Raw genomic sequence first — 21,448 nt, forward strand, 5'->3', positions numbered from 1 at the left:
CTACGGAAAATCCTCGCATACAAAACTGCACTATTCTTATACTTAAACGTTGTGTTTCATCTGAAAAACCGATAATAAATAATGTCCTTCAGTAGCAGAAAATTCGATTTTTATATTCTCTTTGGAGACAATCCTAAAAGCGGATTCTTATGGACAAAGGAGTTTTGGACTTCAAAAACGGAGCCTTTACTCAATCAGATACTAAATTTATCTGTTAATAAAATTGAAACTGGACTAAAAGTACTTGAATATGATTTCAAAAACACAACTGATAAATATCGGGGAGAACTTAAATTCGGACAATTAAAATGGGATAAAAAATCACATAACAAATGGATTTTAGAAAAAAATGACACCAAATTGTTTACGCATTTTGAATCTTGGACACCAAAACGGACAATTTGCGAAAAAAATGATAAATCTCCAGATGTTTTTATTGCTATCTGGAATGAAAGACATTTAGGAGAAGATAGAAATTATCAATTTGATTATTTAATAACCATAGCAATTGCTAAAGATTTGAATAAAGAAACTAAAAGCGTAATAAAGAAAGTTTCTAAATGCCTAAATGCAAAAAAAACTATTTTTTGCGAGAGAACTTGGGGGCGTGGGAAAATTGACAAAAATGAATGCTGGGAATTTAGAAAATGGATACAAGACATTTCTAGCAATGGTATTTATAAAAAAGACGGGAAATTGAATATACACGAAACTAAATTTGAAAATATTGAATTTGAGCCCTATTGGGAAATTATCGACTAAAAAAAGCTGAACATGCAAAACTTTATAAAAATAATTGTGGTTTTGTGCTTAATCAAAGGTCGTTGTTATTTTGTTACGTAAACGTTATTATACTTTAAACTTTTTAATACTCTCGAAAAATGATAAAAAGAAATTTAGCTTCAATATTTGTAATAGCCTCTTGCGTTTTGGGTATATTAAATATTGATTTTTCAAACATTTCAGACCCCAACGAATATTGGCTTTTGATTTTTTCATCGTTAATTATTTTAGCATCTATAATATTCACTTTAAATACGGAATCAAAATTTAATAAAAACAAATAAATATGAATTATATAAAAACAGGATTAATCATTTCGACAATTATTATTTTTCTTTCTATGGTGTTTTTAGAGTATGATGTGCTAAGTGTTAATACCATTAAAGATGTTTTTGTAATTCCTGCATTCATTATTAATGTAGCTTTGATCTTTAAGGTTTTTAAGAAGAATAAACAAAATAGCGATGTTGTGTAGGCTAATTTAATAAACATCCAAACGCAACCTTTTTGTCAAAATTTCATCTACAAAGCAAAATCTAATTCTGATGAAAAACTTCTATTTACTTTTAGTATGCGTTACATTAATTTTCCAAAGTTGTAAAAGCGATGATTGTGGAGATTGCTTTACGCCACCTAATAGTTTTATTTTCGAAATTGTAGACAAAGCGAGTGGCGAAAACGTATTTACGAATGGTACCTATGTGGCTGGTGATATCGAAATAACAGACCGTTTGAATGATAATGAACGTATTGAGTTTGTGTTTATTTCAGAAGATAATATAAATCAAATTCAAATTGGTTCAATAGGTTGGGATACAGAAATTGTAAATTTAAAAGTGAGTATTTCGGGTCATGAAATTTTTAATCTTTATGTGGATGCCGAAAGAAAAATGGGTGAGTGCTGTAGTTATACAGAATACAACGCAATCACGATTATAGATGCTGAATTTGAATTGGATGCTGAAACTGGTATTTATAAAATACTTGTGGATTAGAAACTATTTCCTAAGTAGTTGTCTAAATAAATGTTATTGGAAAAAATTAGGTTGAACTGATTTTTGAATTTTATAAAAATAGTATCTTGGGTAAATTTATGGAACGATATATAATTATAATAAGCCTGATTAGTTGCAATTTTGTGAGTGCTCAATTCTTCGGTAATAAAGCCTTTTATTCATCAGGTGAATTAAATTTTGGAAATTACATTGGTGTTGATTTAAATTTAAATTATGTTTATAAAGAAAAGTATTCATTTATAATTGGATATACGGGTAACATTCGCAAGCCTAAATCACAGCCCAGTGATTATTCTTCGGGAATAGTCGGAGTGTTTTCTTTTGGTTTGGCTAATCCTCATGACCAAATGGAGAACTATAAAATAGGCGTTGGGAAAATCTATAAGCTCAATGAAAGCGGTACCATTAGGGTTAATATGTCTGTTGGAGTAGCTTACACTACGATAAGAGAACCTGAGAATTGGCAAACAAAATCTGATACTTTTTTTGTAGAGAATTATACATGGAACTATAAAGCTCAAAATACATTGAGTTTAATTCTTAATCCTAAAATAGAATTTCCGTTTACGAGGTATTATGGGTTAACAATTTCTCCTATGGTGCAAATAAATAAAGACCGTACATATTTTGGAATAGGAGTAGGACAAATGATTGGGTTGTTAAGGCCTTAAAAAAAATATGATTTCTATAATACACAACACATTGATTTTACCCCAAAATGATGCAAAATTAACAGATAAATAAGCATACAAATACATCAATTTCAGTGTTTTAAAAAATGGATGATGACTATACCTTTGTAGTGTAAAATATTGCAAAAAAGAACAAGTCCAAATCTTAATATTATGTTTATATCTCAAGCTTACCAATGTTATCAAGTATTACACGAAGAAAAGAGTTCAATTTCAAAAACGAGTAAACAAACAAATACGGATGTTAGTTTTTCTCAAAAATTAAAACAACTTTTCAGTGTTAAAAAGCGTGTATTCCAATCGTAATAAATAGTATAATATATAATGTTGTGTTTATTCTAGAACAACAACAAGATCTTCTGAGTTTACCATATAGCCAGTTTTTAAAACAATTTTCTTAACGGTAGCATCGGTATTTGCTGTAATTGTTGTTTCCATTTTCATGGCTTCAATAATAAATAATGGCTGATTTTTACTCACTTTTTCGCCTTTTTTAACCAAAATAGTAGAAAGCATACCTTGTAATGGCGCTCCAATTTCGTTATCATCGTTTTTATCGGCTTTCATGTTTTCAACTTTATCAACTTTGATAGCGGTGTCTTTTATTTCAACACTTCGACCTTGGCCATTCACTTTAAAATAAACGGTTACAATACCATCTTCATTAGCTTTACCTATGGAATCTAAAGTAATAAGTAACGTTTTTCCTTTATCGAGCTCAACAATGGTTTCTTCACCAATTTCCATTCCGTAGAAAAAATTCTTGGTCGGTAAATTCATGAGGTTATCGTATTTTAAATGCTTATTGAAAGCATCTGTAAAAACCTTAGGGTAGAGTTGATAAGATAGAAAATCGGTATAATCTATAGTTCTGCTTAAATCGTGTTCAAATATTTTTTTGAAATCCTTGTATTCCTGATCTAGATCTAATGGCGGAATATGCGCATTTGGTCTGTCCGTATAAGGTTTTTGGTCTTTTAAAATTAATTTTTGCAACGCTTCCGGGAAACCGCCAACAGGTTGGCCAAGTTCGCCTTTAAATAAATCTACAACCGATTGTGGAAACGAAATACTATCGCCGCGCTCAATAACATCTTGTATTGTTAAATTGTTGCTCACTAAGTATTGTGCCATATCTCCAACTACTTTGGAGCTCGGTGTTACTTTTACAATATCACCAAAAAGGGTGTTTACTTCGCCGTACATTTTAGTAATTTCATGAAAACGACTTTCTAAACCTAATGCTTGTGCTTGTGGTTTTAAGTTTGAATATTGTCCGCCAGGAATTTCATGTTTAAAGACTTCGCCAGATCCGGCTTTTAAACCCGATTCAAATGGGTAATAATAATCTCTTACGGTTTCCCAATAGTTAGAATATTCATTTAGAGAATCAATATTTATACTGCTGGCTCTATCTTGAAACTTCATCATCTCTACCACGGAGTTAAAGTTTGGTTGAGATGTTAATCCGGATAAACCACCAAGTGCCACATCTACAACATCTACACCAGCTTCAATAGCTTTTAAATAAGTGGCAGATTGTATTGATGAGGTATCATGTGTATGTAAATGGATAGGGATTTTAAGTTCAGATTTTAATGCTGAAATTAATTCGTAGGCTGCATAAGGTTTTAGTAAACCAGCCATATCTTTCACGCCTAAAATATGTGCGCCTGCATTTTCAATTTCTTTGGCGAGATTAACGTAATATTTTAAGTTGTATTTTGTGTTTTCTGGATTTAAAATATCATTGGTGTAGCAAATAGAACCTTCGGCTAAACCGTTTGTTCTCGTGCGTACATGCTCGATACATGGACCAAGAGATTTCATCCAGTTAAGTGAATCGAAAATTCTAAAAACATCCACGCCATTTTCCCAAGCTTGTTCTACAAATTCACCAATTAAATTATCAGAATATGCTTTGTAGCCCACACCATTAGATCCGCGAATAAGCATTTGTAGTAAAAGGTTTGGCATCGATTTACGTAGCATACGTAAACGTTCCCATGGGTTTTCTTGTAAAAAACGTAAGCAAACATCAAAGGTGGCGCCACCCCAAACTTCCAGACTAAAAATATCAGGATGATTTTTGGCATAACCTTCGGCAACCTTTAGCATATCGTAAGTTCGCATACGCGTGGCTAATAAACTTTGGTGTGCATCGCGCATGGTAGTATCGGTAAAATGAACTTTTTTTTCATTCATTAACCATTGAGAAAATTTTTCAGGACCAAGTTTTGAAAGCAAATCCTTTGTGCCTTCAGGAAAACGAGCATCTGGATCAAATTTTGGAACTTTTGGTTTTATAAACGTTTTAGAATGATCTATTTTTTTAACATCAGGATTTCCGTTTACAATAACATCACCTAAATAAGTAATGAGTTTTGTAGCTCTATTTCTAGGTGCTTTAAATATGAATAAATCCGGATTGGCTTTAATAAAGTTAACAGTAACCTTACCTTGCCTAAAAGTATCATGTTTTAAAATATTGTCTAGAAAAGGCATATTGGTTTTTACACCGCGAATTCTAAACTCTGCCAAGGCTCTACGTATTTTTCTACTTGCACCATCTAACGTTCTACTATTCGCTGTTACTTTAACTAGCATAGAATCAAAAAATGGCGAAATAGTAGCACCTTGATAAATACTTCCGGCATCTAAGCGAATACCAAAACCAGAAGCGCTCCTGTAGGCAGATACCGTGCCGTAATCGGGTTTAAAATCATTTTGTGGGTCTTCGGTTGTAATTCGGCATTGCAACGCATAACCGTTTATTTGAATAGATTCTTGATTTGGTATTTTTATTTGCTCATCGGCCAGTTTATAACCGCCAGCAATAAATATTTGTGTTTTTATTAAATCGATGTTTGTAATAACCTCCGTAACGGTGTGCTCTACTTGTACACGCGGGTTTACTTCAATAAAGTAAATAGAATCATCATCGTCTACTAAAAACTCAACCGTACCAATGTTATTATAGTTTACGGCTTTACAAATTTTAATGGCGTAATTGTATAGGGCTTGTTTGGTTTCATCTTTTAAACCGTATGATGGAGCAAACTCGATTACCTTTTGGTAGCGTCTTTGTACGGAGCAATCGCGCTCAAATAAATGCACGGTATTGCCATAGCTATCGGCAACAATTTGAATTTCGATATGCTTAGGGTTTTCTACAAATTTTTCAAGAAAAACGGTATCGTCTCCAAAAGCATTTAAGGCTTCGCGTTTACTTTCATTAAAAGCTCCTTTAAGTTCGTCTTCTTTTCTAATAACGCGCATACCACGACCACCACCGCCAGAAGCCGCTTTTAGCATAATTGGGTAACCTATTTTTGTTGCTTCGGAAAGTGCTACATTAATATCTGTCAAAGGTTTTTCATTACTTTGAATAATAGGAATATTGTTTTCTACAGCCACTGTTTTGGCTGTGATTTTATCACCTAAAGCTTTTAAAACAGAAACTTTCGGACCAATAAAAATAATGCCGTTATCTTCACAAGCTTGAGCGAAATCAGCATTTTCAGATAAAAAACCATAGCCAGGATGTATGGCATCGGCTCCATTTTTTAATGCTATTTTTATAATAGCATCAATATTTAAATATGGTTTTAAAGGCTCGTTGTCTTCTCCAATTTGGTAAGATTCGTCTGCTTTGTATCGGTGTAAAGAGTAGCGGTCTTCAAAAGTATAAATTCCTACTGTTTTTATGCTTATTTCGGTACAAGCTCTAAAAATTCTAATTGCAATTTCACCTCTATTGGCTACTAATATTTTTTTTATTTTCAAGGTAGTTTCGTGTTTAGTTTGTTTGGTATTAAATATAGCTAAATTATTTGTAATATATTTCTTTGATATGCCTTATAATTAATACAAAACAAGAGTTTTAGGTAGAAAACCGTTAGATAATTTTTAATCTAAATTTAATCTTACAATTTTTTAAATAATTTATATTCCGTTAGCTTTGCTTAAAAAGGAAAATACATGCGTACAATAGCAATTGGAGATATTCACGGTGGGTTAAAAGGTTTGGTTCAACTTTTAAATAAGTTAGAGGTTAGAGATGAAGATGAACTTATTTTTATGGGTGACTATGTAGATGGTTGGAGTGAGTCGGCTCAGGTTGTGCAGTTTTTAATTGAATTGTCACAAAAAATAGAATGTGTTTTTATTAGAGGAAATCATGATGTTTGGTGTGAAGAATGGTTGGAAACTGGAGAGGTGAACATGACGTGGTATATACATGGAGGTATGGAAACGATGGCGAGTTATGATGATTTTTCAGATGAAGAAAAGAAAGAGCATCTTGCCTTCTTTAGAAAACTTAAATTATATCATTTAGACGATCAAAATCGATTGTTTTTGCACGCCGGATTTACATCTATGCATGGCGTAGAGAAAGAAGTGCATAAACCTACGCTATATTTCGATAGAACACTTTGGGAACTTGCTTTGGCCATGGATAATAACTTAGATACTAAATCGTATTTCTACCCAAATAGATTAAAACATTATCATGAAATTTATATAGGGCACACACCAACAACTAATTTTAAATGTGATATTCCTATGAATGCTATAAACATCTGGAATGTAGATACCGGAGCGGCTTTTAAAGGTAGAATTACAGGTATGGATATTGAAACTAAAACGTTTTTACAAAGTGATCCTGTTTACACCTTATACCCAAATGAAAAGGGACGTAATAAGGATTAGTTATTACACCCTTTTTTGAAAAATAGTTATGTTATGCCGACAAAGGAGACATCGCATAATATTGACTTTCATTATAAATGTAGAAGAAATCAACAGCGAAGAACATTGCAGTATATAGTTCTGTTATTTGTTATAAAAGTCATGTCGACAAAGGAGACAACACATAACGGTGGTTTTAATTCCTCATGAGATGTTTCCTTTGTCGACATGACAAAAAGATTTTTATTTTTTTACTCTAAACTTTTAAAATCTTTAATAGCTTGGTTAGGCTCAATAACATTATAACCTTTCCAAAATTCCGGATCGTATTTTGGTAAATACACGGGTTTTACTTCTGGTTTTTCTTTAAAGTCGTTAAAAGCAACTTCTGTTATTTGTTCGTTTTCAAAAACAACTAATTCGCTTTTTTCCTTAATGGCCATTATAAAATGAATATCAGTATCCAATTCGTTTTGTTTACGTCTGCCTTTAACGTGTTTGTTTTTTTCAATAATGGTTAATGGCCGTTTAATTCCAAATTGGCTGCCTTCTTCAACTTCGGCATATTTTAAAGTATATTTCTCGGCTTCGTTTTTAGAATAAATAAGCGTTCCTTTTTTTAGGTTTCTTGTGTGCGATAAGCCAAATAATTTAAAACTATTAAGCACTTTTACGTTTTCATAATCTATTCTAACAATCGCAAAATCATCAGTGTTTACATAAATTGTTCCTTTGAAATCTTCTTTTCGTTTTGGTGTAAAAGTTATTTTATAAACGAACTCATCATTTAAAAAACTATAATCTTCCACTTTAAATTCAAAACGATTTTGTTTTTCTAAAAAGTTTAAATCGCTGTCTTCAAAAATAAAACTACCATGCTCAAGTCTCGCAATAGCCGATTTACGGTAATTAGCAAAATCTTTTTTGCGCTCAGCTTCTTTCTTTTTTTCTTCTGCGAGCATAGCTTCGGTTTTTTCAACCTCTTCCTTTTGCTCACCGTAATCAAAGGCAGTAGAGTCTATATCTGTTTTTACGCCAAATAAGCCCGATTTAATTTTGAAATATGAATCACGTTTTACATTTTCTTTTAAAATAGTATTTAGTTTTTCTTCGTAGGTCTCAAAACTCATTTCTGCGCTTTTATCATATAGATGAGAAGCCTTAATAATATCTATTTTTTGCTTATCCTTTTTACCTGGTATGCCGTATGAGTTTGCTAGAAGCTCAGTGTAATCGTCTGCGTTTTTCGGTATGGCAGCAATTAAACTATCTATAAATTGTTGATTAAATTCAGGAATAGTCGATTCGTTAACCTCAACATCACTTTTTATTAAATTTTGAAATGATGAAGCGCGATAAAATAATTTTCTTTTAATAAAATTATAATCATAATTGTTTGCTAAGTTTTCTTGTACTTTTTCAATAATTTCCTCTGGAGTATAATTTTTGTTAGAAACTAAAACTTCATCTAATTCCATGGCTTTTGTGCTTAGAAAAACAATGCTGTCTTTAAAGTTTTTAGCAAGAAATTGTTTGGTTTCGTAACCTAAACATCTAATTTTTAAAGAATCTTTCTTGCCCGATTTTTTATTTAAATAAATAAGAAAATCGCCATTAGCGTTACTAATAACACCGGAGTTATCATTAATAGAAATAGTAGCATACGGAATAGGTTCTTGCGTAAGAGAATCTAAAATTTTGGCACTAAGCGATTCTTGTGAGTGGCTGTAAATTGATAGTAAACCGATGGCAATAAAAATGTAGAAATGTTTCATGTATCTTGTTGTTTCTTATAAAAGTAGACGAATTACCGAACCATTTGTAACATTTAATTTTTCTTTAAGTGAATTTTATAAGTTTTTAACACGGTATTAAAACTCTGTTAAACAAGATGGTATAACAGAATTTAACCTTATTTTATTTTGAAATAAAAAATGAAATTAGAAGCAATTAAAAATGAATTTACCTAATTATTCTGTGCTGCAATATGCTTTAAGTAGTAGTGGTTTAGTTTTTCTGGAGAAGCACCAAGGCGCTTTTTTAAATGAATGGCCCAGAAATGAAATTGAAGGTTGAAGATACCATGATTGTTGTATTTTCTAGCTGAGGTTGTTAGCCAGTCTTGCAGCACAACAAATTGCTTGCGTTGGTATAATTTGGAAATAAAATCATTGTCTTCGTAAATGGTGAAATTTTCATCAAAGCCACCAATATCTTTAAAAAGAGCATGTGTAATAAATAAGCTCTGGTCGCCACCTCGACACACTTGCCAATTAAACTGCGTAAACCAACTCGCTAATTTTAACCACCAATGGTTGGAGTCAAATTTCATTTTAAAACAACCAGAAGCGTTGCCGTTTTCTATAGCCGATAATATAAGTTGATCGTATCTATTTGGCGGGAAAGAATCGGCATGTAGAAAGTATAGAATATTACCGTTAGCCTCACTTGCTCCAAGATTCATTTGTTTGGCACGACCTTTTTCAGAGTTTAAAACTTTAATATTTAATCCTAAGTTTTTAATTATTGGTATCGTGCCATCGGTACTGCCACCATCGACCACAATAATTTCTGAAATATTGTTTAAAGCAGAACAATCTATAAGATGAAACAACAAGTTTTCAATCGTCTCAGCTTCATTTAAAACAGGAATTATAATGGAGATTTTATTCATTTAAATTCCAGTTATAGTCTTTGTAGCTTTTTTTCGCTTTCGCGGAAATGTCTAAGTTACTGTATTGGTTTAGAAAGTCTATGATGTCTCCATCTTGTTTAAAATCTTTAGAAAACCACTGAAATATTTTTGAGATTTTAATGCTGTTTTCCGAAAGTTCGTTACGTTCCGAGTCACTTAAAAACTCTTTAGTAGCGTTGGTAAGTTGAGTTTCTAGATTTGAAGCAGTAAAGGCAGTGTTTTGTAGTTTAGGACAAGACACGGAGGCACAAACTATAGCAAAATGAATACGTGGTTCGTCCATTTTACGTAATATTTCATGCTCAATATCACTTAAATTAAACCATTTGTCTCCTAGTTTCCAAAAACGTTGATCCCATGGTTTATCAATATCTTTTATACTTTTTAAAGGGTAGTTTTTTAGAATTAAATCTACCGTTAGTGCATTGTATGCATTTATCCAAAAGGCAAGTGTTTCTTCTCTAGAAAGTGATGTAAAGCTAGCGTCAGTATAAATAAGGTTTAAACCTTGTATATAACTCAGTAGTTTCGCTTTATCCGTTTTAAAGGCTTTGTAGTTTACCTGTCCAGCACCCGAAACATGTTTTTGTAATAAGTCATTCCATAATATGTGAGTAGCTACTATTTCTCTTTTAGTAGTTTCTTCAATAATATCGGTTTGGCTTACTGTTTCTTGGGGAGTGTTTATAGCAGGAGTTTCTGCTTCGCTACTTTCTTTAATAAGTTTTGTTTCTTCTATTTTTTCCGGTTCAGTGTTTACTGCTGGTAGGGTAGAAGGAGTGGTTTGTTCTGGTGCTTTGGTAACAGCTTTATTAGCGCTGCAAGCGAGCAAAAAAAAACTAAAACTGAAGTAAATTAAATATTTCATTTTTTTAACGGATAAAGTTCTTGACTTAAAAAATCTTTCGGGAACTTCTCATCATCCTCAAAACCTAATTCAATATCTCTACCATCGTGAGGGATATAGTCGGTTTTAAAAATGTAGTCCCAAATACTTAACGTTAGTCCGTAATTAACACCAAACCTAACATCGTTTGGTAAGCTTTTAACATGGTGCCAAATGTGCATTTTGGGGTTGTTAAACACGTATTTTAAAATACCATAATCCCAACCTAAATTGGCGTGATTTAAATGACCAATAGCAATACTGAAAAAATAAACAATAGCAACATCTTGCGCGCTGTAATTGGCTATTAATGCTAAAGGAATATAGAGTAACGATTTGTAAACCACTGGCTCCATCCAATGATAACGGAGGTGTGCGGCAAAGCCCATTTCTTTTACTGAATGATGGACTTTATGGAAATTCCAAAAGAATTCAAAACGGTGCAGTAATCTATGTGTGTTCCATTGCACAAAATCAGAAACTAGAAAGAAAATAATCAATCCGAGCCATTTTGGTAAATCTTCAGCATCAAAAATCTGCAAATCTTTTAGAGATAAGCCTATCATTTTTAGAGTATCATTTAAAAACTCTGCGGCCGTATTAGAGAGGGCCATTAAAATAATGAGGTTTAAAAGAAAGAAATTGAAGAACATGTAAAACGTATCTAACCAAAAGTCTTTTCTAAAAATAGATTGATTTTTCCGCCAAGGAAAAACAATTTCTAATACCCAAACAATAAGAGAAATGGCTATTAAGCCATAAAAATAATTATCCCAGTTGTTTTGAAAGAGAATCTCGTTTTTAAGATAATTCCAATAACCAGAATAGGCGTTTTTTATTATGTCTAGGTATTTATTCATATAAAACTAAATAATCTAATCTTGATTATTAAAGTAAATCAAACTCATTTCAAACAGAGCATTAAAGGCAACTATATGCCAAATTGCTTTTTGTCTTTGTATATTTTAAATAAATTATAAGCAAATGATACACCAGCTATAATCCATATACCTCTATAAAGCCAAATGTTTATTTTTATATCGAAAAGTACGCCGTATTTTTCGTCTAATAGAAAGCTAGTTAGTACTTTATATATGGATAAAGCGAGTATAATTACGGGGATTAATATTTTCAATTTAGAGTGTTTTTATCAATTCTTTAAAAAGTGTAATCATTTCTGGTTCAGCTTTGGCAGCCATAGCTATAATTTCACTAATATCTACAGGTTGTAAGTTGTTTGGGTCGCACTCATCGGTTAGTACCGAAATAGCTGCAGCTTTTAAGCCTAAATGGTTAGCAACAATAATTTCTGGAACGGTGCTCATACCAACAGCATCGGCACCAAGAATTTTTAACATGCGGTATTCTGCGCGTGTTTCTAATTGCGGTCCAACTACACTGGCGTAAACACCTTCGTGAAGTTTTATGTTGTTAGCTTTAGCAATGGCTTTAAATTTGTTGTTAATAGCAACATCGTAGGGTAGACTCATGTCAGCAAAACGTTCACCTAGCAATTCTACACCTTTAAACGCTAATGGCGAGCTACCTTGTAAATTTAAATGGTCGTCGATGAGCATAAGTTCACCCTTTTTGTAATCTAAGTTTATAGCGCCCGATGCATTAGAAACCAATAAGGTTTTTATGCCTAATTTTTCCATTATACGCACAGGATATGTTACATCTTGTAACGAGTAACCTTCGTATATATGAAAACGGCCTTGCATTATAATAACCTTTTTGCCTTCTAATTCTCCATAAATTAGTTTGCCTTTATGAAACTCTACTGTAGCAGTCGGGAAATTTGGAATGTGATTATAGCTTACTTCTTTTATGATGGTTATTTCATTTACAAGCTGGCCTAATCCCGTGCCAAGAATAATACCTATTTCTGGCTTTTCAAATCCTTTGTCTCTTAAATAATCTACCGTTTCTTCTATAAATTTAATCATGTAATTGTTTTAGTTTTTCTTGTAATTCCGTGTTAGACTGATAAAATTTTGAAGCTATTAAATCTTCAAAAGTATCAATGTCATTTAAGGTCTCTAAAGTACTAAAACTTACTCGGTTTTCTTTTAATTCGTTAAGCGTTTCTTCTAATAAATTATCTTGACTCCATGGCTTGTTTTGAAATACAAAATCGTGGAATTTAGAAAAACCAACAAGATAGTAACCACCATCTTCAGCTGGGCCAAAAACGACTTCATTACTCTTTAATGCTTGTAATCCGGCGTTAATTTGAGACTCGGTAATATCTGGTAAATCGGAACCAATTAGTACAATTCTATCATAGCCATCTTCAAAACCTTGTTTAAAAGCATGACTCATACGGTCTCCTAAACTTTCGCCTTGTTGTACGGCTTTAAAGTTGTTTTTCCATGTGTTTTCTACTACCGCTTCAGAAAAATAAATTCGCTTATCTGCTCTAATATTTTTAATAGATTTTTCTGTAACGTCTACCAATTGGGTATACACATCAAAAGCACCTTGATTGCCAATTGTAGCTGCAAGCCTGGTTTTTACTTTGCCTAGTTTTATGTTTTTTACAAAAACAATAACGAGTTCTTTATTCATATACTTTTATTCCTTTTTGTAACCACTTGCTCCATGTTTTATTGAAGGTATGGATACTATCTGTTTCTTTTTCTTGTTTATTATAAACGGGGAAATCATTGCTTTTCCATTGAAAAATACCGCCGTATAAATTTTCTACATGTTTATATCCTGCTTTTTTAAGACTGTCGGCAATGGATTCCGATCGAATACCAACGGAGCAATACACCACTATTTTGGTGTCTTTATTCGGTACTTTTTTATAAACACTATCTATTTTAAAATGATCGTAACCAACGTGAATAGCATTTTTTAAGTGGCTGGTTTCATATTCTTCTAGTTCTCTAGAATCGAGAATTATAGCATTGTTTTTTGGCATAGCTAATTCCTGTACACTTATGTAAGGCACACTATTATCGTTGTATTGTTTTAATAGTTTGTCAATTGATTTTTGAGCAAACATAGAAAACCCATGCAGAATTAATAATAAGAATAAGCTTTGTTTCATGTTGATTTAGTCTCTCAAATTTAATAAAATTACATTTGGTGGTGATTTTGATTTAAATAATCTGAACTCCAAAACCTTGTAAGCCACTTTCTATAGCTGGTAAAATCTCGGTGTTGTCCCAAATACCGGTAACAATAGTTCTTGCATATTCTTTTGGAAGCGAATCGTTTAACATGAGTTTGTTTGTTAATCTGTAATTGTAATTTAAACTATAATGTTTAAAACTGAATGTGTTTTGCGAATCGTCTAAAATTGCATACCACACATTTGGACTTCCGTCGTTTGCAGGCATGCCAATAACACCTGGGTTTAACCATAGTTTATTGTCGTGCTTATCTTGAAAAGGTAATCCGCAATGACCACCAATAACAACATCAAATTCATTGCCGTTAAAACTTGGTGCTTTGGCATCCCAAGGCGTGGATTTGAAAATAAATTCTGATGTATTTTCAAAAGAACCATGAACGACTAAAACCTTCCGGTTCGCATAATTAAACGTAATATGATCGGGTATGGAGCTAATGAAGCTTAGCGAATCTTTAGAAAGTTTACTTTGTGCATAAGGATACCATTGTTGAGAAAATCCATCGCATCGAGATCCTTTTCTAAAATCGCAACCACAATCTGTCGCGCCTTCGCTAAGTTGTACTTCCACATTACCCGCAATACTTTTGGCATTCCATATTTTAAAAAGCTGTACGGTTTCTTCGGGCTGTGCACAATAACCAACAATATCTCCGGTACAGATACAACGCTCTGGCGGGATATTTTCTTTCTCGGCAATTTGTTTTAGAGCTTCTAGGGCTTGAAGGTTGCTGTAAACACCTCCAAAAAGTAAAACTTTACCAGAAATTTGACCTAATTCTTCTATTTTTTTATCCATTTTGGAATAATATATAATGTGATACAACTTAAAACGCCCCAGAAATTAATCCAAAGTAAATCGGCATATTTTCCTTGAGTGAAAATGAGTGATTCTGGGAATATGTTTAATACTAAAATGATACCGAAAACTAATCCACAACTTACGCTGAGATAATAACTTATTTTAGGAACATCTATATTCCAGAATAGAAATACTGGCGTTAAACCAATAACCATAGTTCCTGATATGGTTGTGGCCGATAATATTTCAGCATCTAAAAACACAGGAATTGTGCCTAAAACAGCTATGATTATCATAGAAAGACGACCGAAGGTTACATTTTTTCCTAAGTTTAAATCAATGGATAATAACTTTGAAAAGGATGAAAACGTAGAGTCTAAAGTAGAAGCAGCCGAGGTAATCATAATGAAATTTATAATGAGTAAAATGAATACTCCAAATATTTTACCGACTTCTACAGCGGCTTGCCCTTGTATATTTTGAGTTTGGGCATAAACGCCAATGATACTAAATAGAATAATGCAAAGCGCACCCAAAACACTAGCGATTAAAAAGCTTCTTCTTGTAACTTTAGGGGAACTGATAAAAGCTCTATCTGTAAGAACAGGATCGTGAAATGGATAACTAAAAGATTGAATGATGGCTGCGAAAAATAAGTTTAAACCTAGCTCAAAACTCCATGTTCCAGATGATACAATATCTTGAGTTGAAAAGTCTTCGATTGAAAATATATGATACAAAATAATGAATAGTAATACCGAAAATAACCCCATTTGGATAACGTCGGTAAAAATAGAACTACTCAATCCGCCTTTTAAAGCGTAAGCTAAGGTTAGTAGCGTAAATAGAAGTATGGACCAGTAATATGGAGAACTTCCTGTTTCGCCAAAGTAACTGCCAATAACCATGGTGTTGCTCCATACTTCGTTAAAAAGTCTAAAAGCAATTAAAATTGAAAAAATGGCCATGGCACCTTTTCCAAATTTTGTAGTTAAAAAGTGGTGAATACTCTCAAAACCACCTTTAACTCTTAATTGATAAAGTAAAATACCTGCCACAGCAAAAGATAGATAATACCCAGCATAGGCCACACCACCAACTAAACCAAATTGCAAACCAAGGTTGGCTGCATTGGTTATGCTTTTAGCAAAAATCCAAGAAATTATAAGGCTTCCGGTTAAAACTACGGTACCTGGTTTTTTTAACCTTTTGGTTGCTTTAAAAAACTGATCTGTTGTTTTAGCAAAGGGCGATAAAAAAAATAATATCAAACTCGATGTTATAATTAACCCCCATTGCCATGTTATTGTGTCTATATTATTCATTCCACCATACGGGTATGTTAATACTATTGTTATCAGTGTTTATTGCGGCTTTTGCGTAATGTTCTGCATTTAAAGTTTCTTCTTCTGCGGGGTAAGGCATGCGTACAGGAATCAGGTTATTGTTTAAACTAGCCGAAATTGTTTTTAATTCAGGAAATCCGGTTCGGTTATATTCAATCCAACCTTCATACCCGTTTATAATATTTGCAATCCATTTTTGAGTTATTATTTGTTCTAAAGGCGTTTTGTCTGTATTATAATAAGCGGCTTGCTCTGTGAGGTAATTGACTGGTAAGGCTGTGTTCCAATATTCGAAAGCTAAAGCGACACCGTGGTTATAAAGTTGTTCTGCATCGGCTGTAATTAAATTCTTTTCAGCAGCTTCGGCTAGAGTAAATTGCACTTCCCAAGCGGTTATAAAATTAGCATCTAAAGTTGAGGTGTCGTCTCTAAAAGCGGTTCCTGCTAAAGAGTAGTCTGCTAGTTTTGGTGATGTTGAGGTAGCATCAATACCATTTAATAACCCATTAAATTCACTGGATTTTGAGTTTGAAAAAGGTTGGAACAAAGTGCTTATACGGGTGTCATTCAAATCAATTAGGATATCTTCCATAGTTTCAGAAAGCACAAAGTTTGTGAAATCCCCAATTCTTAATTGTGCCAATCTAAAGCTGTTTGGATCAGAATTTGTAAAGTTGAAAATGGCGTTTTCTGAATTTTCTTTGATGTAATTATCAGCATCATAAATCGCTTGTAATTCTGCAGAAACATCTTCTTTATTCGAAATACGTATCAGGTGTTTAATTTTTAAGGAATTTGCAAAGCGTACCCAACCTTGTAAATCACCATGGAATAAAATATCACCTTCTAATGAAATAACATCTGTATAATTTTCAATTGCAGCAATACCTTTGTCTAGATTATCTAGAATACCACCTTCGCTTAGGTAAATATCTTCTTGATTATCATAACTTGGTGTTACCGTAATAGTCGTGCCATTGAAAGCTTCATAATAGGGTACATCACCAAATAAATCGGTTAAGCCGGCAGCGAAATAAGCTTTTAGAATAAGTGCAGGGCCTTCGTAAACTGTAAAAGCATCAACGGTTCTAGACTGATTTAAAATAATTTCATTATCCCGTAAATTGGTGTAAAATATAGACCATGGGTTGCCTCCTAATTGAGGTGATTTAAGCGCATGTCTGTCGAATAAATTGAAACCTAAGGCTGTTCGGTGTTGCGATAATAAATCACCAGCAACAAAACCTTCATAACTCATTTCTTCACCATAATTATAAATAACTTGGCGTAGCAATAAACTTGGTTGTACCGAAACAGGCGCGTTTGGGTTTGTGTTAATATTTTGAAAGTCGTCCGTACAGCTAGCTATAGTTAGTAGACTTAAAAAGGATAATATATATAGTATGTTTTTCATGAATAATATTTTTAATTTCCGTTAAAACGAAAATGTGCTTTTAAAAATCAATGCCCACTTTTAAACCAAAACTTCGGGTTGTGGCATAACTTAAATCTTCAACACCATTAACAAAACCATTGCCTTGTACGGCAAGTTGTTCTGGATCGAAATGTGGGTTTTCAGTAATAGCAAATAGATTATTTCCTGTAAAAGAAAGTGTTAATGCGGCACCGTTAGTAAGCCCTAGAACTCCTTCGTTTAGTTTAAAACTGTACCCCAAAGCAAATTGGCGTAGTTTTAGAAAGGAGGCATCATATACATTATTTTCTTCGTGATTTCTGTTGTAAAATTGTCTGTAATAACTTTCAGCAGTAAGGGCAACGGTGTTGGGTAAACCTGTATTGATATTTACACCTTGGGCTACAATGCCTTCTTCTGGCCTAAATGCTGTTTCGGATAATTGACCGCCAACGTTTCCTAAAGCCCGAGTTCGTGAAACAATTTCTCCGCCTTGTCTCCAATCGAATAAGAAACTCATATTCCAATTCTTGTAGTTGAAGTTGTTGTGCCAACCTAAAGTGAAATCAGGATTGTAATTACCTAATTTTTTTAAGGTGTTATCTTCAATGAAATCGCCACTATCACTAATAATAAATTCACCATTTTCATTTTTGGAATATCCCGTTCCGTAGAAATCACCTAAACGCCCACCTTCTTCAACTTGAAACCAAACAGTTTGGTTTGCGCTATCGTAAATTCGGCTAAAAGCTAGTGTTAATCTGCCATCGTTTTGTGGTAAATTTTTAACGATAGATTTATTGGTTGCAAAATTAAAGGTAGAATGCCATGTGAAATTTTTAGTTTTAATTGGTGTTATGCCAAGTACAATTTCAACACCTTTACTATTTACAGTTCCTCCGTTTACTACTTGCTCATTATAGCCTGATGAGGTTGCAATAGGTAGTGAAATAATTTGATCTTTAGTATCTGCATTGTAATAAGTGAAATCGAAACTTAATCGGTCTTTAAAGAAACGGAGGTCTGTACCAATTTCAAAACTTGTGGTTTGTTCTGGTTTTAAGTTGGCGTTAGGTATAAAGTTTTGATCACTAAAAGTCGGCTCACCATTAAAAGTGGTTTGCGAAACAAACGTTCCTGAGGTTTGGTATGGACTGGTATCATTTCCTACTTGAGCAAGACTCGCCCGTATTTTTGCGAAAGATATGGCATGAGGTAGTTTTACTACATTAGATAAAATAAAACTAGTAGAAACCGATGGGTAGAAAAACGATGTTCCATCTACAGAAAAGGGAGTGGCTAATGCGCTAGACCAATCGTTTCTGCCGGTAACATCTAAGTATAAATAGTTTTTGTAGCCTAATTTAGCAATACTGTAAAGTGAATTAATGCGCTTTTTACTTTTAAATTGAAAAACTTCAATAGGAGAAGCAGCATTATTAAGACTGAAAATTCTTGGTTGCGCTAAATTAACCGTTTGCGACTGTTTGGTAGATGCCGTTTGATTTAAGCGATTACCACCAGCTGAAAAATCAAAAGAGAAATCGCCAAATTCGTTGTTGTAATTAATTAAGAAATCGGTATTAACTTCTCTGTATGTAACATCATGTTCTGCATAAGCACCATTTTGAAAACGATTACTACTGAAGTTTCTAATCAGTTGGCGCGTTTCACTACTGTAATCCATACCTGTTCTAAGCGACACGCTTAAATGATTGGTTAGTTCCTGTTTTATGGCAATATTCCCGAAAATTCGATCACGCTGAAAAGCATTTTTGTTTTCATATAAAATAAAATAAGGATTATCGAAAAAGGCATAGTTAAACGCATATTGTTGCACACCTTCTAAACCGGGCTGCCAATAGTTTTTTAAATTATCGATGTTGAGCGAACGTGGGCCCCAAGCCACTAAAGAATAATTCACGTTTTCGCTACCGTAACCATTAGATGGTCTGTTATCACTGCTAGAGTTTACATAGCTAAAAGAACTGTTAATCTCCGTTTTATCGCTAGGTTTAAAATTGAGTTTTGTAGCAACAGTTTGGCGATCTAAATTTACACCCGGAATAATAGATTCACTTCTTAAATCGGTGAATGATAATCTATAGCTACCATTATCAAAACCATTTGAAATTGAAATGTTATTCGTGGTAGTAACTCCTGTTTTATAGAAGTCTTTTAGATTGTCTGGGTTAGAGTTAAACGGTGTCGCAGTTATAGGTAACCCGCTGTATAACGATGTGTCGCCTCCTCTTACGAAACTACCATCAGGAAGTTGTACGGGGCTATCAAATTGAGGGATTAAAATACCTGCATCTAATTTTGGTCCCCAAGAATAAGTTAAGTTATCACTTGTTCCACCACCTAAACCATCTACGAATTCAAACTGTCCAGATTGTCCTTGTCCGTATGTGTTTTGAAATTCAGGAAGTTTAAAAGCAGAATCTAAAGTTACCGATGTATTTAAACTCACTCTAAAACCTTTTTGCTTGTTTCCGTCTTTGGTTTTTATGACAATAACACCGTTTGCAGCGCGTGTGCCATAAAGTGCGGCAGCATTAGCGCCTTTTAAAACAGTAACCGATTCTATATCGTCTGGGTTAACTTCCATGGCGCCATTTCCAAAATCTATTTCTTGAAAACCCGCCGCAGCTTGGTTGGTGAAATTAAAAACGGTTTCATTATTAATAGGCGTGCCATCAACAACAAAAAGCGGATTGTTATTAGAGAAAGATGCTTCGCCTCTAATAGTGATTTTAGAGGTAGATCCAACTCCCGTTGCGCCTTGTGTAACGGTAACTCCTGCTAATTTGCCTTGTAGGTTATCCAGGAAATTAACCGTTTTTACTTCTGTTAAGTTTTTAGATTTAATAGCTTGTACCGAATAACCTAGCGCTTTGGTATTTCGTTTTATACCTAAGGCGGTTATAACAACTTCGTTGAGCGCGGCGGCATCTTCGGTTAAACTAACGTTTATAATCGTTTTGTTTTCGGTTGAAATTGTTTCGGTTTTATACCCTAAAAATGAAAATTGTAATGTTTTTGTTTCTGTTGAAATTTCAATAGAGTAATTTCCGTTTTCGTCGGTAATTGTACCTGTTGTGTTGCTAGTTATATTTACAAAGGGTAAAGGCTCATTGTTTTCCTTGTCTGTAACACGACCAGTTATCGTCGTTTGTGCATGCGTAATACCGTATATGGTAAATAGCATGCATAGTAAAATATGCTTCATTTAATTGAATAAAAGTTAGATAAACCTTCGGGAAGATTTAAAAGAATAATAAGATTTATTGTAAATGAAGTAGAGCGGGGGAGCCCTTGTTGTGTTGCCTTTTTAAGATGAAGTTATTAAAGGCTGAAATATGGTAAGCTATTAGTTTAGTTGAAATTGAAATAGACTGAAGTAAAATAGATTTAATAGCAGCCGAAATGCTTTTGAAGCTATTTAAAACACGTTCTATATCGGAAGCATTATCAATATCTGTTAATACTTCTAAATAATGAATTTTGGTGTTGTTGGAAGCTAAAGCTTTCGATATGCTTCTATTTAAACTAGTTGTTTGCCAAGGTAAATTTAAAAAAGCGTCTTTGTTAAACAGTTGCTTTTTTAAGCCCATTAAATAAAAACCACCATCTGTAGAAGGACCTAAAACAACATGATTATGTTTTAGCTTCTCGGCAGTTTTTAAAATATGTTTTGCAGTTAAATGTGGCGTATCATTCCCAATAGTAATAATGGCCTGGTACCCTTTGTTGTAAATAGATTGAATGGCGTTTGTAAAACGTTCGCCAAAATTTGCTCCAACTTGTTGGTTTTCGCTTAGATGAAAATAAGGTAAGCCTGTTTTTTTTGCAATGTTTATAGTTTGAAGGTTTAACGCTTCAAACAAACCGCTTGTTGAGGATAATGGTTTTGATACCATCTCCTTTTCAGCAGAGTTCGCAAAAATTAATATGGCTACTTTATGGTTTTTCATTGG

The 21,448-nt window shown here is 33.3% G+C and carries 19 protein-coding genes; 5 read left to right on the plus strand and 14 right to left on the minus strand.

The annotated features are described in order from the left end of the window. The first annotated feature begins 81 nt into the window (after positions 1-81). The 4 genes from DFQ06_RS17890 (at position 82) to DFQ06_RS17905 (ending at position 2,470) form a co-directional block, all read left to right on the plus strand. Positions 82-762 (plus strand): hypothetical protein, encoded by a 681-nt coding sequence (locus DFQ06_RS17890; protein ID WP_133969217.1) that lies wholly within the window; start codon positions 82-84, stop codon positions 760-762. Between the two features lie 307 nt (positions 763-1,069). Beyond that, a complete protein-coding gene (locus DFQ06_RS17895) occupies positions 1,070-1,258 on the plus strand; it encodes a hypothetical protein (RefSeq protein ID WP_042505178.1) in 189 nt (62 codons plus the stop codon). A gap of 70 nt (positions 1,259-1,328) precedes the next feature. Further along, entirely contained in the window at positions 1,329-1,778 is a 450-nt protein-coding gene (locus DFQ06_RS17900) for a hypothetical protein (RefSeq protein ID WP_133969219.1), read from the plus strand. A 98-nt stretch (positions 1,779-1,876) separates the two neighbouring features. Further along, positions 1,877-2,470, plus strand: a complete 594-nt coding sequence (locus DFQ06_RS17905) for a hypothetical protein (protein WP_074939040.1) — start codon at positions 1,877-1,879, stop codon at positions 2,468-2,470. A 354-nt stretch (positions 2,471-2,824) separates the two neighbouring features. On the opposite strand, the gene DFQ06_RS17910 is transcribed toward DFQ06_RS17905, so the two are convergent. Further along, complete coding sequence (locus tag DFQ06_RS17910; protein WP_133969221.1) at positions 2,825-6,277, minus strand: pyruvate carboxylase; 3,453 nt, start codon at positions 6,275-6,277, stop codon at positions 2,825-2,827. A 195-nt stretch (positions 6,278-6,472) separates the two neighbouring features. On the opposite strand from DFQ06_RS17910, the gene DFQ06_RS17915 reads away from it, so the two are divergent. Beyond that, on the plus strand, positions 6,473-7,204 hold the full coding sequence (locus DFQ06_RS17915) for a metallophosphoesterase family protein (protein WP_074939044.1): 732 nt from the start codon (positions 6,473-6,475) through the stop codon (positions 7,202-7,204). Between the two features lie 230 nt (positions 7,205-7,434). Here the strand turns inward: DFQ06_RS17915 and DFQ06_RS17920 are convergent, their stop codons facing one another. The 13 genes from DFQ06_RS17920 to DFQ06_RS17980 form a co-directional block, all read right to left on the minus strand. Continuing rightward, positions 7,435-8,958, minus strand: coding sequence for a carboxypeptidase-like regulatory domain-containing protein (locus tag DFQ06_RS17920; RefSeq protein WP_042499218.1), 1,524 nt, complete (start codon positions 8,956-8,958; stop codon positions 7,435-7,437). 191 nt (positions 8,959-9,149) lie between these two features. Then, entirely contained in the window at positions 9,150-9,857 is a 708-nt protein-coding gene (locus tag DFQ06_RS17925; protein WP_042499220.1) for a TIGR04283 family arsenosugar biosynthesis glycosyltransferase, read from the minus strand. Next, entirely contained in the window at positions 9,850-10,746 is an 897-nt protein-coding gene (locus tag DFQ06_RS17930) for a DUF547 domain-containing protein (RefSeq protein WP_133969223.1), read from the minus strand. Before DFQ06_RS17930 ends, DFQ06_RS17925 begins: the two co-directional genes overlap by 8 nt. Beyond that, positions 10,743-11,624 (minus strand): sterol desaturase family protein, encoded by an 882-nt coding sequence (locus DFQ06_RS17935; protein WP_133969225.1) that lies wholly within the window; start codon positions 11,622-11,624, stop codon positions 10,743-10,745. The genes DFQ06_RS17930 and DFQ06_RS17935 overlap by 4 nt, the downstream gene beginning before the upstream one ends. A gap of 71 nt (positions 11,625-11,695) precedes the next feature. Further along, positions 11,696-11,899 carry a hypothetical protein gene (locus tag DFQ06_RS17940; RefSeq protein WP_042505168.1) on the minus strand — a complete coding sequence of 68 codons (204 nt, stop codon included), beginning with the start codon at positions 11,897-11,899 and terminating at the stop codon, positions 11,696-11,698. Between the two features lies 1 nt (position 11,900). Next, a complete protein-coding gene (locus DFQ06_RS17945; protein ID WP_133969227.1) occupies positions 11,901-12,713 on the minus strand; it encodes a purine-nucleoside phosphorylase in 813 nt (270 codons plus the stop codon). Further along, positions 12,706-13,335: a TIGR04282 family arsenosugar biosynthesis glycosyltransferase gene (locus tag DFQ06_RS17950; RefSeq protein WP_133969229.1), complete on the minus strand. Its 630-nt coding sequence runs from the start codon at positions 13,333-13,335 to the stop codon at positions 12,706-12,708. Before DFQ06_RS17950 ends, DFQ06_RS17945 begins: the two co-directional genes overlap by 8 nt. Continuing rightward, positions 13,328-13,822, minus strand: a complete 495-nt coding sequence (locus tag DFQ06_RS17955; RefSeq protein WP_133969231.1) for a rhodanese-like domain-containing protein — start codon at positions 13,820-13,822, stop codon at positions 13,328-13,330. The genes DFQ06_RS17950 and DFQ06_RS17955 overlap by 8 nt, the downstream gene beginning before the upstream one ends. 52 nt (positions 13,823-13,874) lie before the next feature. After that, positions 13,875-14,705 (minus strand): metallophosphoesterase family protein, encoded by an 831-nt coding sequence (locus DFQ06_RS17960; protein ID WP_042505162.1) that lies wholly within the window; start codon positions 14,703-14,705, stop codon positions 13,875-13,877. Beyond that, entirely contained in the window at positions 14,690-16,033 is a 1,344-nt protein-coding gene (locus DFQ06_RS17965; RefSeq protein ID WP_162857688.1) for an SLC5/6 family protein, read from the minus strand. The genes DFQ06_RS17960 and DFQ06_RS17965 overlap by 16 nt, the downstream gene beginning before the upstream one ends. Beyond that, on the minus strand, positions 16,026-17,468 hold the full coding sequence (locus tag DFQ06_RS17970) for a SusD/RagB family nutrient-binding outer membrane lipoprotein (RefSeq protein ID WP_133969233.1): 1,443 nt from the start codon (positions 17,466-17,468) through the stop codon (positions 16,026-16,028). The genes DFQ06_RS17965 and DFQ06_RS17970 overlap by 8 nt, the downstream gene beginning before the upstream one ends. A gap of 40 nt (positions 17,469-17,508) precedes the next feature. Next, a complete protein-coding gene (locus tag DFQ06_RS17975) occupies positions 17,509-20,700 on the minus strand; it encodes a SusC/RagA family TonB-linked outer membrane protein (protein ID WP_133969235.1) in 3,192 nt (1,063 codons plus the stop codon). Positions 20,701-20,755: 55 nt separating this feature from the next. Further along, positions 20,756-21,445, minus strand: coding sequence for a TIGR04282 family arsenosugar biosynthesis glycosyltransferase (locus tag DFQ06_RS17980; protein ID WP_074939068.1), 690 nt, complete (start codon positions 21,443-21,445; stop codon positions 20,756-20,758). Between the last annotated feature and the right edge of the window lie 3 nt (positions 21,446-21,448).

This window comes from Algibacter lectus, from assembly GCF_004368925.1.
GTDB classification, from domain to species: Bacteria; Bacteroidota; Bacteroidia; order Flavobacteriales; family Flavobacteriaceae; genus Algibacter; species Algibacter lectus.